This window comes from Streptomyces aureocirculatus (assembly GCF_000720475.1).
Classification (GTDB): Bacteria; Actinomycetota; Actinomycetes; order Streptomycetales; family Streptomycetaceae; genus Streptomyces; species Streptomyces aureocirculatus.
In genome coordinates this window covers 17,356-31,073 of sequence record NZ_JOAP01000058.1, presented here as the reverse complement: position 1 = coordinate 31,073, position 13,718 = coordinate 17,356, and the positions used below count along the sequence as shown (strand labels likewise).

The following is a 13,718-nucleotide window of genomic DNA, read 5'->3' as shown; positions in this document are numbered from 1 at the left end:
CCGGTCCATCCATGGGCGCAGCCGACCGCAGCCGGTCGGCAACCCGGTCCCCGTCTCCCCGGCATGAGGGTGGTCAATAGCCACTCATGCAGTCGACAAGTCCCCCTCATGTCGACAACGAGAGCGGCCGTCGCCGTGTCGGGGCCCCGTGGCCGCGCAGCGCGACCAGTTCACTGGGCCACGCCTCCTCCCACGACGTCGCCTCCCCGGCAGTTCGCACCAGCGTCAAGGCCATCACCCTGGCAACGGGCGTCCCGCGATCGCGCAGCATCCGGGCCGCCGCCAGCATGGCCTCCGGAGCAGGCGGGCCGTCGACGTCGACGTACGGATCACGGCACGCGGGCAGCCGGTAGGGCCTCTCCTCGACCAGACGCAACAGCTTCTCCCAGCGTCTCTCGTCGTACCGCCCGTTGAGCCAAGGGGTGACGGTGGCAGCGGAGCACGCGGCCAGGGGCGGGGCCATTCCCGGGGGCCGAACTGTTCGTGGATGAGGGGCAGCAGACGGTCGGCGAGGCCGTCGCGGTGACTCAGGCGCAGGTTGCGATAGGTCTCGCGTCGTGCGGCCACCACGGGCCCCGCGCGAGCTGTTCCAGGGACGGTGTGGCGGCGGGAAGGTGGATGGCCGCGGACTGGGCGCGACGGCGCAGGAGCGGGTCGGTCAAGGCGTCGGTGACAGCGATGAGGTCGCGGCGCGTGACGGCGAGGAAGAGCGCGGTGTGCCGCTCGTGCGGGCTGCCGGTGTCGAGGTCTTGGAGCAGGGACGCGTAGGCGTCGGGGGTGAGAGATCGGGCGTAGCGCGCGAGGGCGCTCATGCGGGCCGGGTAGGGCAAGGGGTCGAAGTGGGGCCTCAGCCAGGCCGCGGTCAGGGGCGCGGGAGCACGCCTGGGCGTGGACGGGGACTGCGGGGTGTGCGTCGGGGACGCGCCGTGTCCGGCCATCAGCGATCACCGTGGGATCGCTGGGCCTCCCTTCGGGAAGTCATGGGTGTCTTGGGCACGGGCGGGGTCGGCCGTCGTAACGAGTTTTTCCGTACGCATCTGCCGGCATCGAACCCGCACAGGGGTGCGGCGCTTGAGCTGTCCCACCCGCGATGCGGGGCGAAGTGAGCGTGCGCTCGATGTTCGGCCATCGGGCCGGGTGGCCTCGAGGTCCGTCGTGCTGGTCGTGCGGAGCCGCTCAGCGGCCGAGTTCCTTGCGGGTGACGCGGCGCAGCCTGCGCCGCTGCCCGGAGTCGAGTGTCAGATAGGCCGCCGCCGGTACACCGAGCACGATCAGGAATGCGGCCCACCAGGGCAGCCAGATCAGCATGATGAGTCCTGCCGCCACGCCTCCTGCGGCGATCTTCGCCTTCTTCGACATGTCCGTCGCCTCCTTCGCGGCTGTGCTACCGCTCTCTGTTTTGAAAACGCGTCGGGACCGCGTCCGGTTCCTGGACGCGACCCTGACCGATCCCTGACCTGCGACCCCTACTCAACCCTGAGTGGTTCGCCGACCTCGTACATGTGGCGCAGCACCTGCCGGTAGGAGTCGATGAGCCCTGTCTGCGCGTAGGACATACCCACAGCATGACAGTGCGCGCGGACCATGGGCTGGGCAAGGCGCAGGTGCGGGCGGGGCATGCTCGGGAACAAGTGGTGCTCGATCTGGTAGTTCAGGCCGCCGAGGAGCCAGTCGGTGAGTGGGCCGCCGCGGATGTTCCGCGAGGTGAGGACCTGTCGCTTCAGGTGGCCCCAGCGCTCGCCGTCCGGGTCGGGCATCTCCATGCCCTTGTGGTTGGGGGCGAAGGCCATCCCCAGATGCAGACCGAAGAGCGCCTGGTGGAGGGCGGCGAAGGCGAGGGCGTGTCCGAGGGGCATCGCCGTGAGCAGCAGGGTCACGTACCCCACGAGGTGGATCACCAGCAGAGGGCCCTCGACCGCTCGTTCGCTGCGGCTCTGACGGCGCAGATCGCGGAAGCCGTAGATCTTCATGGCGACGCCCTGCAGCAGCGTCAGCGGGAAGAAGAGCCACGCCTGGTTGCGGGTGAGCCGGCGCCGGAAGCCGGCACGGAGCCTGGCTTGCCGTGCGGTGAACACCAGGACGTCGGCTGCGACGTCGGGGTCCTTGTCGACGTGGTTGGGGTTGGCGTGGTGGCGGTTGTGCTTGTCGTTCCACCAGCCGACGCTCATACCGAGGAGCAGATTGCCATGGAACAGGCCGATGAGGCGGGCGACGGTGCGGTTGCTCGTTATCTGGGAGTGCCCGGCGTCGTGTCCTATGAAGGCGGTGCGGGCGCAGAGCACGGAGAGCACCGGTGCGAGGAGCAGTACCCACCAGGTGTGCCCGATGGTGAAGAGTCCCGCGCACACGGCCGCCAGCGCGGCGGCGTTGGCGGCCATGCTGCGCACGTACCAGGCGGTGCGCCGCTCCAGGAGCCCCCGTGCGCGGATGGCGCGCAGAAGCGGAGCGAAGTCGCTCCCGGAGGAATGCCGTGCGCGGACATCGGTGGGGCGTTCCGCGACGGCTGTGGCAGCCTGGGGCATGGCGAGGTCTCCGGTCTCCGTGAGGGTTCTCCGACCTTTGGAAACGTACGGATCGACCACCTTCGGCGACCATGACGCCACCCCCCGCGTTTCACCGGGTGCCAGCGCCCCGCCGTAGGGGTGCTGAATACACCCCTGGTGAAGTGACGGGGATCACGGGCTTATCGGTCCCCTGCTCTTGCCATAGATGATGTACTCTCAGCCGCTCGGTCTCATTAGTCAAATTTGAGGAATGCGTCATCGCTGTGCACAGGCTGCTCGCTGTCACCCCCTCCGAGATTGCGGATCTCGCTCGTTGCTGTGTCGTGTTCGTGCCCGGCGATCCCGCGCGCACCGGACACGTCGCGTTCTGGCACGCCGACGGCGCCACTCCGCCCGGCACACAGGCAGGCACCGTCGGCGAGCTCACCGTGGCGACACCCGGCGCCGAGAAGATCGACGTGACAAGCGTGCCGGCGTCACTGCTCCCCCTCGGCGCCGCGCTGCCGGTGCTCACGCGCGCGCGAGCCACGACCGGCGCTCACCCCACGACCACCTTCTGGGGCACTGCGGCCGTCCTCGCCCTGCAACTGGTGGCCCGAGGACTGCTGTTGCCGGGGCTCTCCGAAAGCGACCACGACGCCTGGCGTGCGGGCCCACTCAGCACCGATGACCTGGAGCGGCTCCGCGACCTCGCGGCCGCGATGCCGCCCACCGCCCACGCCGTCCCCCTGGATGCCGGCACGCCGCCCCGGCTGCCTGCTCCGGAGCGGCTGCTGCGCCAGTTCCTCGACGCCGTCGCCGACACGCTGCCGCGCTCCCCTGCCGCCGCGTCGGCCGCCGGACACCCGGCGTTCGCCGCGCCGGAGCCCCAGTACGTACCCGCACAGCGCGCCTGGGCTTCGGACGTCGCTGCGGGCCATGACGCGGGGGTGCGGATCTCGCTGCGCGTCGAGGTGCCCGGCTTGCGGTCGGACACGTCCGAGGAGGATCCGCTGCCGTTCCGCGCTGTCGTCCAGGTCCACAGCGTCAGCGACCCGTCACTCGTCGCGGACGCCGCCGAGGTGTGGGCCGGCTCGGGCGCCGCCGCGGAAACGTTCGGCCCGCGCGCCCGCATGGACGCCCTGTTGGCACTGCGTCGCGCCACGCGCGCGTGGACGCCGCTCGGGCCGCTGCTCTCGGCACCGGTGCCGGACGCGGTCGAGCTCGCCGACGAAGAGGTCACCGAACTGCTCGGCGAGGGCGCGCGCATGCTCGCCGTCGCCGGCGTGGACGTGCACTGGCCCAGGGAACTCGCGCGCAGCCTCACCGCCCGCGCGGTCATCGGTCCGGACGACCCCGAAGCGAGCGGCGACGACACCGACACGGCCCCGAACACGTTCGGCTCGGACACCCCCTCGTACCTTTCGGCCGACGCACTCCTCGCCTTCAACTGGCGTTTCGCGCTGGGTGACCAGGAGTTGAGCCGCGAGGACCTCGACCGCCTCGCGGAGGCCAACCGCCCGGTGGTGCGCCTGCGCGACCAGTGGGTGCTCGTCGACCCCGACGAGGCACGCCGTGCCCGAGCGCAGCACGACCGCAAGGTCACCCCGATCGACGCGCTGGGCGCAGCCCTGACCGGTACCACGGAGGTGGACGGCCGCCGCGTCGACGTCGAGCCCACAGGGTGGCTCGCGACCCTGCGCGAGCGTTTGGCGGACCCGGAGGGCATGGAGCCCGTGGGGCAGCCGCCGGCGCTCGCCGCCGAGCTGCGCGACTACCAGTTGCGGGGACTCAACTGGCTGGCCCGCATGACGTCCTTGGGGCTCGGCGCGTGCCTGGCCGACGACATGGGGCTCGGCAAGACCATCACTCTGATCTCGCTGCATCTGCACCGGCAGAGCCATGAGGAGACCGCGGGACCCACGCTCGTCGTGTGCCCGACCTCCCTGATGGGCAACTGGCAGCGCGAGATCGAGAAGTTCGCACCCGGTACCGCTGTGCGTCGCTTCCACGGCCCCACCCGGACACTGGACGACGTGGCGGACGGCGAGTTCGTGCTGACCACCTACGGCACGATGCGTCTCGACACGGAGCGACTCGCCTCGACCGGCTGGGGCATGGTCGTCGCCGACGAGGCACAGCACGTGAAGAACCCGTACTCAGCCACGGCCAAGCAACTGCGCACCATCGGCACACGCGCGCGCGTGGCGCTCACCGGCACCCCCGTGGAGAACAACCTCTCCGAGCTGTGGGCGATCCTCGACTGGACCACTCCCGGGCTGCTCGGCAAGCTCGGCACCTTCCGCACCCGCTACGCCCAGGCCGTCGAGGGCGGTGCCGATCCCGCAGCCGCCGAACGGCTCTCCCAGTTGGTGCGCCCCTTCCTGCTGCGCCGCCGCAAGTCGGACCCGGGCATCGCTCCGGAGCTCCCGCCCAAGACGGAGACCGACCGTGCCGTCGCCCTGAGCACCGAACAGACGGGCCTCTACGAAGCGGTGGTCCGCGAGACGCTCGCCGAGATCTCCGGAGCCGACGGTTTCGCCCGCCGCGGGCTGATCGTCAAGCTACTGACCGGCCTGAAGCAGATCTGCAACCACCCCGCCCAGTACCTCAAGGAGGACAAGCCGCGCATCACCGGCCGCTCCGGAAAGCTGGAGCTCCTGGACGAGTTGCTCGACACGATTCTCGCCGAGGAAGCGAGCGTTCTTGTCTTCACCCAGTACGTACAGATGGCGCGGCTCATCGAACAGCATCTGTCATCGCGTGGCATTGCCTCGCAGTTCCTCCACGGCGGGACCCCTGTGGCCACGCGGGAGGCGATGGTCCGGCGCTTTCAGGACGGCGAAGTCCCGGTCTTCTTGCTGTCGTTGAAGGCGGCCGGCACCGGCCTCAACCTCACGCGGGCCGAGCACGTCGTGCACTACGACCGGTGGTGGAACCCCGCCGTCGAGGCCCAGGCCACCGACCGCGCGTACCGCATCGGGCAGACACAGCCCGTCCAGGTGCACCGGCTGATCGCGGAAGGCACCATCGAGGACCGCATCGCCGAGATGCTGCTGCGCAAGCGCGAGCTCGCCGATGCCGTCCTCGGTTCCGGCGAGGCAGGGCTGACCGAGCTCACCGACGCCGAACTGTCCGACCTGGTCGAGCTGCGAGGAGGGGCCACGCGATGAGGGGGGCGTACGACGTGAGGGCGCACTCGGCGCGGATCACCTGTCAGGAGTCCCGTACGGCGGGGCAGGCCGACAGGCGTGTACAGACAGCGGAGACGGCAGCAGTGGCGACGACGGGAGCGACGGCGTGACGGAGTACGACGACGAGCGGACGTTCGAGGCGCTGCCCACCCCGCACGGGAAGGGGTTCGCGCAGACCTGGTGGGGTCAGACGTGGATGAAGGCCCTGGAGGACACGGCCCTGGAGCTCGCGCAGCTCAAGAACGGCCGTCGGCTCGCGCGGGCGGGGTCGGTGGGCGCGGTCTCGGTGCGCCCGGGGCGCATCACCGCGGTCGTGCAGGACAAGGACGGCACACGGCACCGCTCGGACGTGCTGCTGCAGGAGTTGAGCGACGACGAGTGGGACCGCTTCCTCGGCATGGCCGTGGAGCGGGCCGGGCACATCGCCGCACTGCTCGACCGGGACATGCCGCCGCACCTCCTGGAGGACGCGGCAGCCGCCGGCGTCGAGCTGCTGCCCGGAATCGGCGACCTGGAGCCCGAGTGCGACTGCGAGGCATGGGACCACTGCGGGCACACGGCGGCCCTGTGCTACCAGGTGGCTCGTCTGCTCGACCAGGATCCGTTCGTGTTGCTCCTGATGCGCGGTCGCGGAGAACGTCGGCTCCTGGACGAGTTGCAGGTGCGCAGCGTCGCGCACCTGGCTACGTCGGACACCGAGCAGCCGGAGACGCGAGAAGCCTCGCAGGAGGGCGTGACGGCCTCCGAGGCGTACGCGGACGGCGCCGTGCTGCCGCCGCTGCCCGAGCTTCCCGCGCTGCCCGCACAGCCCGGTCTGCCGCCTTCCCTGGACACAGAGACGGAGCCCGCCCCCGGCGTGGATGGCGCGGCGCTCGGATTCCTGGCGGCACGCGCGGCGGCGGAGGCTCACCGGCTGCTGGCCGAGGCGCTGGCGCCGGGGCATGAACAGCAGCCCGTCGAGCCTCCGTTGACGCCGGGCGAGGACGGGGTCCGTCTCGCTGCGGCCGCGCCGCATCCCCTGATCGCCGACCGGCTGGCGGCGGATTCGGGGCGCGACCGTGAAGGGCTGGCCCGTGCGGTGCGGGCGTGGGAGCTCGGGGGGCGTGCCGCGCTGGCCGTCCTGGAGGAGGAGTGGATCCCGGAGGGCGACTCGCTGGCACGCGCGCGTGCTTCGCTGGACCAGGCGTGGGACGAGGACGAGCGCCCCGTCCTGCGTGCGGTAAAGAACCGATGGACGGTGGTGGGTGCCGATGCCCAGTTGCGCCACGGACGGGACGGTCGCTGGTGGCCCTACCGCAAGGAGCGCGGCCGTTGGGTGCCGGCGGGCCCTGCCGCGCACGATCCGGCGACCGCTCTGGCCGCCGTCACCGCGGGTGAGTGACGAGTGCGTCGGCCGTGGCTGAAACGTACTCAGCGGCCACCGGCGCGACCGGGCTGGTGACACGTGCGCCGGGAACACCGGCGCACGCACTCCCCCTGGTCAGCGATTGAGCGAGGCCATGTCGTCCCGGAACGTGGAACACGCCGGTGCAGTTGTGCGGGTTCAGCCGAACGGGAGACGAGAGGGGCGTTGCGCTCCGGCACAACTGACAGCCTTGGTGATGACGGCGCCTCCTGCCCCTCGCGGGAGGCGCCGTCGGCGTGTCATGCGACGTTCATCCGAGTGACGGCCGGAGTTCGTGGTGGCGGCGAAGGGTGGCGCTGTCACGAACCCCCGCCCCAGGAGGCCCGATGTCCCCGCACGCCGCAGGCCGGCGCCGTGCCCGCCGCTCCCTCACCCTCGGCGCGCCGCTCGCCCTGCTGACTGCCGTCGCGGTGGCGGGCACCGCCGTGGGAGCCCAGGCCGGCGCGTCCGGCGAGGGCCGCGGCAGGCAGGCCGTGCCTGGCGTGACCGGCACCGCGAAGCTCGGTGGCGTCCCCTTGGGCAGCTTCAGCAACCGCCTGCTGCCGGGCACGGTGCGCGATGACCGTGGCGTGAACCTCGGCGGCATAGGCAGCGACATATACCCGTCCGGCCGCAAGGGCGAGTTCTGGACAGTCACCGACCGTGGTCCCAACGGCCAGATCAAAATCGACGGGAAGAAGCGGCGGACCTTTCCCGTGCCCGGTTTCGATCCGGCCATCGTGAAGATCCGGGTTTCCGGCCGCTCCGTGAAGGTGATCGACGCGCTGCCCGTCACCACCCGCTCCGGGAAGCCCGTCACCGGACTGCCGAACCAGAAGGAGCGCGACGAGGCCCCGTACACGTACGACGCGAAAAGGCCCCTCCGCTACGACCCGAACGGTCTGGACACCGAGGGCATCGTGCGGGCCAAGGACGGCACCTTCTGGCTGGTCGACGAGTACGGGCCCTCCTTGGTCCACGTCTCCGCGCGCGGGAAGGTCATCAAGCGCTACGTACCCGAGGGCCTGAAGCTGCGGGGCGCGGACTACCCGGTGGCCGAGACGCTGCCTGCCGTCCTGCTGCACCGGAAGGTCAACCGCGGCTTCGAAGGGCTTGCTCTTCTGCCGGGCGGTGACCTGGTGATGGCGGTCCAAAGTCCGCTGTCCCTGCCGGACGCGGGGGCGGGAGACAGCTCGCGCACGGCGCGACTGCTGCGGTTCTCGCCCAAGAAGCAGGCGGTCATCGCCGAGTACGCATACCGCTTCGACCCGGTCGGCGCCGTGGACCCAGGTGAGAACGACACCTCCGAGCTCAAGATCTCCTCCGTGGTCGCTGTCGGCCGGGACCGGCTGCTCGTCGAGGAACGCACCGACAAGGCGGCTCGGCTACAGCTAGTGCGTCTGACCAGGAGTGCCGACATCCTCGGGGACCGGTGGGACGACGCTGCGACGCGCCCGTCCCTGGAGCAGCTCGACGATCCGTCCGCGACAGGCGTGCCTGTGTTGCGCAAGCGCTTGGTCGTCGATCTGGGCGCCGTCGCCGGAGTTCCTGGCAAGATCGAAGGGGTGGCGCTGGTGAACAGCCGCACGTTGGCGCTGATCAACGACAACGACTTCGGGATGACCGACGGCCCGGAAGCATTCGACAAGAACGGCCGCCTGGTGGACAGCGGTGTCAAGACGACGGTGACGCACCTGCGGCTTCCCAGGGGTCTGTGACGCTCCTTCGCAGCACAGTGATTGGTGTGACCGCCCTCTACGGAGGGTGGTCACACGTCTGTCAGGGCACTACGTAGGCGTTGACAGAAGGGCCCGGCGCATCGAGTCGGTCGGTCAGCCCAGTGGGCAGCGTCGGGAGATCATTGGGGAGACTGGTCGGGAAGTCGCTCGGCAGCCGGGTCCGAATGTCGCTGGGCAGCTCGCTGGGCAGGTTCGTGGGGACCTCCGAGGGAATACTCAGCGTCGGCGTGGGCCTGGAACCGGTGCTTCTGCTGCTCTCGGAGGGGCTCTTCTTGTCCGGAGAGTCGTCACCTCGGGTGACCATGAGAACGACCGCGACGACGACTCCCGCGGCCATGACGGCGACGAGCAGGAGGAACAGGGGGCGTCGACCGGGCGGCTCGCCCGACGGCGGTTGAGGAGGGCCGTCGTCCCCGGGAGGCGGGCCATACCCTCCCGGAGGGGGGTCGTACCCGCCCGGCGGCCCGTACCCACCGGGCGGCGGGCCGAAGCCGCCGCTCCCCGGTGGGGGTGCGTCACCCGGCGGACGAGGGGGCTGCGGTGGTTGCGGCGGCATGGCCATACCACTGAGAGTCGCCGCGAACCGGCCAAGAAGCGACCCCTATAGAAAAGTTCCTCTTCCCCCTCCCGTGGAGTCCTCCGAGGAACGCCCCACGGGAGGGACGGTTCCGGAACACGGATCCGGGACACGGCGGCCCGGGTCCGCCGTCGCCCACTCAGCCCCTGACACCCAACAGGTGTTCCATGGCCAACTGGTCCAGCCGCTCGAAGGCCATGCCCCGCGCGGCGGCCGCTTCCACGTCGAAGGCTTCGTAGGCGCTCCGGTCGGCGAGCAGACCCGCGAGCCCGTCCTCCGCAGTCGGTCGTGCCAGTTCGGGCAGGCGTGCCGCCCGGAGGGCCTCGACGACGTCGGGGTCCGTGCGAAAGGCTGCCGCGCGGTCACGCAGGATCAGGTAGTTGCGCATGCAGCCGGCTGCGGACGCCCACACTCCGCTGTAGTCCTCCGTACGAGGAGGCTTGAAGTCGAAGTGGCGTGACCCGTCGTAACCGCCCCTCTCCAGGAGGTCCACCAGCCAGAAGGCACTGCGCAGGTCCCCCGCGCCGAACCGCAGGTCCTGGTCGTACTTGATGCCGCTCTGCCCGTTGAGGTCGATGTGGAAGAGCTTGCCGGCCCACAGAGCCTGGGCGATGGCGTGTGGGAAGTTCAGGCCCGCCATCTGCTCGTGGCCCACTTCGGGGTTCACGCCGTACAACTCGGGCCTCTCCAGGCGCTCGATGAATGCGAGGGCGTGCCCGACGGTGGGGAGCAAGATGTCGCCACGCGGCTCGTTCGGCTTGGGCTCGATGGCGAACCGCAGGTCGTACCCCTGCTCGGTCACGTAGGCGCCCAGCAGGTCGAAGGCCTCCTTCATGCGCTCCAGGGCGTCGCGCACGTCCTTGGCGGCACCCGACTCGGCACCTTCTCTGCCGCCCCAGGCGACGTACGTACGCGCACCGAGCTCGACCGCCAGGTCGATGTTGCGGATCGTCTTCCGCAGTGCGTAGCGCCGCACGTCGCGGTCGTTGGCGGTGAACGCGCCGTCCTTGAACACGGGGTGCGTGAACAGGTTGGTGGTCGCCATCGGCACGACGAGGCCGGTCGCGTCGAGGGCTTCCCGGAAGCGCTTGACGTGTCCGTCGCGTTCGGTGTCCGACGACCCGAACGGGATGAGGTCGTCGTCGTGGAAGGTCACTCCGTAGGCACCCAGTTCGGCCAGATGCCGTACGGAATCGGCTGGGTCCAGCGGGGTCCGGGTGGCGTCTCCGAAGGGGTCCCTGCCCTGCCAACCGACGGTCCACAGGCCGAAGCTGAACTTGTCCTCAGGGGTGGGGCGATAGTTCATGTACGACTCCTCGCCGACGGCTCGACTATTTCGTCATGGCGATTGACAAATTAGTATCCCCAGGCACCGCTGGGAAGGACGAAGGAAGCAAGTTTCTGGACGCACGTCCGGGAGAGCCGCCAGAACGGAGTCGTCGATGTCATCAGCGCCCTCAGGCCCCCTCGTCGTCGGTGTGGACAGCTCCACGCAGTCCACCAAGGCCCTCGTCGTCGACGCGGCCACCGGGGAGGTCGTGGCGAGCGGCCAGGCGCCCCACACGGTCAGCTCCGGAACCCTCCGGGAGAGTGACCCCGAGCAGTGGTGGGACGCCTTCCGCGAGGCACTGCGCCAGTGTGGTGACGCCGCGCGCGAGGCGGCCGCCGTATCGGTGGGCGGCCAGCAGCACGGACTCGTCGCCCTCGACGCCCGGGGCAGGCCCGTGCGGTCCGCGCTGCTCTGGAACGACACGCGCTCCGCGCCGCAGGCCCGGCGTCTGGTCGAGGACCTGGGCGGGCCCGAGGTCTGGGCCGACCGGGTGGGCAGCGTGCCCACGCCCTCGTTCACGGTGACGAAGTGGGCCTGGCTCGCCGAGCACGAGCCCGCGTCGGCCCGGGCCACGGACGCGGTGCTCCTCCCCCACGACTACCTGACGTACCGTCTCACGGGCTCCCGGACGACGGACCGCGGTGACGCCTCCGGTACGGGGTGGTGGGCGTCTGCCACCGAGTCGTACGACGAGGAGATCCTGCGCCTGGTGGACCTGGACCCGGCGCTCCTGCCACGCGTGGTGCGTTCGGGGGAGGTCGCGGGCACGGTGCACGCCGACGACGAACTGCCCTTCTCCAAGGGCACGCTGGTGGCTGCCGGCACCGGCGACAACGCCGCCGCCGCTCTCGGGCTCGGCCTGCGCCCCGGCACACCCGTCCTCAGCCTGGGTACGTCCGGCACCGTCTACGCCGTCTCCGAACGCCGCCCCGCGGATCCGACGGGAACGGTGGCTGGTTTCGCGGATGCGCACAACGCCTGGCTGCCGCTGGCATGCACCCTCAACTGCACCGTCGCCATCGACCGGGTGGCCGCCCTGATGGGCCTCGACCGGGAGGCCGTGCGGCCCGGCGGGACGGTGACCGTGCTCCCTTACCTGGACGGCGAGCGCACACCGGACCTACCGCACGCTTCGGGGATGCTGCACGGCCTGCGCCACGACACGGCTCCCGGACAGGTGCTCCAAGGAGCGTACGACGGTGCCGTCCACGCCCTCCTGGGCGCGCTGGACGCCGTCCTCGACGCGGACGCCGACCGCTCCGAACCGTTGCTCCTCATCGGCGGCGGAGCCCGGGGCACGGCGTGGCAGGAGACGGTACGCCGCCTCTCCGGAAGGCCCGTGCAGATCCCTGAAGCCCGTGAACTCGTCGCCCTGGGTGCCGCCGCTCAGGCCGCCGGGCTGCTGGCAGGCGAGGATCCGACCGGGGTGGCACGGCGCTGGGGAACAGCGCGCGGGCCGGTACTCGACGCCGTGGAACGCGACGAGGAAGCCCTCTCCAGGATCACGTCCGTCCTCTCCGATGCCGCGCCGTTGCTGAGCGGGGAACATGAGGTCGGCAAGGCTCGCGGGGTGGATGAGGGTTTCGGGGTGGATAAGGATCGTGGGGCGGACGGAGTCCATGGGGCGTGACGGTACTGAGCGGGGCGGCACGGAGCGGGGCGGCACGGAGCGGGGCGGCACGGAGCGGGGTGGGCTGCCCGGTGCCTCACGGAGGGAGGGGCTGCCCGACACCCAGCAGGGGATGCGTCGCCGCAACCTGTCACGCGTCATGCATGCCGTCGCCGCCAACGGGCCGCTCTCCCGGGCGGCGGTGGCGGCGCGGATCGGTCTGACCCGTGCCGCCGTGTCCACGCTGGTGGACGAGCTGATCCGGGCCGGGCTCGTGGAGGAGCTGGGTCCCGAACGCCCCTGCCGGGTGGGCCGCCCCGGTTCCGCCCTCGCGGTCAGCGCGCAGGGGCCCGCAGGCATCGGAGCGGAGGTCGGGGTCGACCATCTGGCGGCGTGCGTGGTCGATCTTCGCGGTGCGGTACGCGCGCGTGCGACGCGGCGAGTCGACAACCGGGGACGTGCCCCGGGCCCGGTAGTCACCGATCTCATGTCGCTGATACGGCAGGTGAGCGCCGGAGCCGAACAGGAGGGTCTGCGCCCGGCGGGCCTGGCGATCGCCGTCCCGGGCCTGGTCGCAAGGGACTCGCACACAGTCGTCCGCGCACCCAATCTCGACTGGCACGACACGGATGTCGGTGCGCTTCTCCCCGCGGAACTGCCCCTCGTCGTGGACAACGAAGCGAATTTCGGCGCCCTCGCGGAGCTGTGGCTGGGTGCGGCGCCACCGGCAGACTTCCTGCATGTGTCGGCGGAGGTCGGCATCGGTGCCGCGCTGGTCGTCGAGGGACGTCTGCTGCGCGGTGCCCGCGGCTTCGCGGGCGAGTTGGGGCACGTGCCCGTGTGGCCGGACGGGCCGAAGTGTCCATGTGGGGGTCGAGGATGTCTGGAGCAGTACGCGGGCGAGGAAGCGGTACTGCGGGCGGCCGGCCTGGCGCCGGGCGCCGACCGCGTCGAGCTGCTCGCCACGTGTGCCGCAGCGGGGGACGAGAACGTGCGGGGGGCTCTGCGGGAGGCAGGGGCGGCGCTGGGCATCGCCCTCACCGGCGCGGTGAATCTCCTGGATCCGCGCGCGGTGGTACTCGGAGGCGCCCTGTCTCGACTCGCCCCGTGGCTCCTGCCTTCGCTGAGGGACGAGTTGGGCCGACGTATCGCTGGCCCCGGTTGTGCTGTCGCCGTCTCCCGCCTCGGGCCGGACGGGCCACTGCTCGGGGCGGCGCATGCGGTGGTCCGGTCGGTGCTCGATGATCCGGTGGGAGTGGCGTAACGGCTGGGATCTGCGGGGCGAGGTCCAGTTGTGAGCCTGCGTCAGCCGAACGAGTGGCCGACTTTTCCACAGGCACTGTCCCGTCCACAGATGCGCGGCAGGCCCTTCCACCTCAACGGATAGGCCCCGTACCGTAAT

At 70.9% G+C, this 13,718-nt stretch carries 10 protein-coding genes; 5 read left to right on the top strand and 5 right to left on the bottom strand.

Annotation, left to right across the window (positions count from 1 at the left end; all coding sequences use genetic code 11):
- Positions 1-106: 106 nt before the first annotated feature.
- The 4 genes from IG78_RS0135940 to IG78_RS0135925 all read right to left on the bottom strand — a co-directional run bounded on the left by IG78_RS0135940 (position 107) and on the right by IG78_RS0135925 (position 2,522).
- The gene (locus IG78_RS0135940) at positions 107-463 is read right to left on the bottom strand and encodes a hypothetical protein (protein WP_030572067.1); all 357 of its coding nucleotides are present in this window, start codon (positions 461-463) and stop codon (positions 107-109) included.
- A gap of 64 nt (positions 464-527) precedes the next feature.
- Positions 528-812 (bottom strand): hypothetical protein, encoded by a 285-nt coding sequence (locus IG78_RS0135935; RefSeq protein ID WP_157855992.1) that lies wholly within the window; start codon positions 810-812, stop codon positions 528-530.
- A gap of 364 nt (positions 813-1,176) precedes the next feature.
- Positions 1,177-1,359, bottom strand: coding sequence for a hypothetical protein (locus IG78_RS0135930; RefSeq protein WP_030572061.1), 183 nt, complete (start codon positions 1,357-1,359; stop codon positions 1,177-1,179).
- A gap of 107 nt (positions 1,360-1,466) precedes the next feature.
- Positions 1,467-2,522 carry an acyl-CoA desaturase gene (locus IG78_RS0135925; protein ID WP_030572058.1) on the bottom strand — a complete coding sequence of 352 codons (1,056 nt, stop codon included), beginning with the start codon at positions 2,520-2,522 and terminating at the stop codon, positions 1,467-1,469.
- Positions 2,523-2,767: 245 nt separating this feature from the next.
- Between IG78_RS0135925 and IG78_RS0135920 the strand changes: the two genes are divergently transcribed.
- The 3 genes from IG78_RS0135920 to IG78_RS0135905 all read left to right on the top strand — a co-directional run bounded on the left by IG78_RS0135920 (position 2,768) and on the right by IG78_RS0135905 (position 8,779).
- A complete protein-coding gene (locus tag IG78_RS0135920; RefSeq protein WP_030572055.1) occupies positions 2,768-5,656 on the top strand; it encodes a DEAD/DEAH box helicase in 2,889 nt (962 codons plus the stop codon).
- Between the two features lie 127 nt (positions 5,657-5,783).
- Positions 5,784-7,058, top strand: coding sequence for an SWIM zinc finger family protein (locus IG78_RS0135910; RefSeq protein WP_030572052.1), 1,275 nt, complete (start codon positions 5,784-5,786; stop codon positions 7,056-7,058).
- A gap of 350 nt (positions 7,059-7,408) precedes the next feature.
- Complete coding sequence (locus tag IG78_RS0135905) at positions 7,409-8,779, top strand: esterase-like activity of phytase family protein (RefSeq protein WP_030572050.1); 1,371 nt, start codon at positions 7,409-7,411, stop codon at positions 8,777-8,779.
- Between the two features lie 737 nt (positions 8,780-9,516).
- On the opposite strand, the gene xylA is transcribed toward IG78_RS0135905, so the two are convergent.
- Positions 9,517-10,683, bottom strand: a complete 1,167-nt coding sequence (gene xylA, locus IG78_RS0135895; RefSeq protein WP_030572046.1) for a xylose isomerase — start codon at positions 10,681-10,683, stop codon at positions 9,517-9,519.
- Between the two features lie 136 nt (positions 10,684-10,819).
- On the opposite strand from xylA, the gene xylB reads away from it, so the two are divergent.
- Together xylB and IG78_RS0135885 are read left to right on the top strand one after the other, a co-directional pair.
- Positions 10,820-12,337, top strand: coding sequence for a xylulokinase (xylB, locus tag IG78_RS0135890; protein ID WP_051853281.1), 1,518 nt, complete (start codon positions 10,820-10,822; stop codon positions 12,335-12,337).
- Positions 12,327-13,580, top strand: coding sequence for an ROK family protein (locus IG78_RS0135885; protein ID WP_078965680.1), 1,254 nt, complete (start codon positions 12,327-12,329; stop codon positions 13,578-13,580). The genes xylB and IG78_RS0135885 overlap by 11 nt, the downstream gene beginning before the upstream one ends.
- The last annotated feature ends 138 nt before the right edge of the window (positions 13,581-13,718 follow it).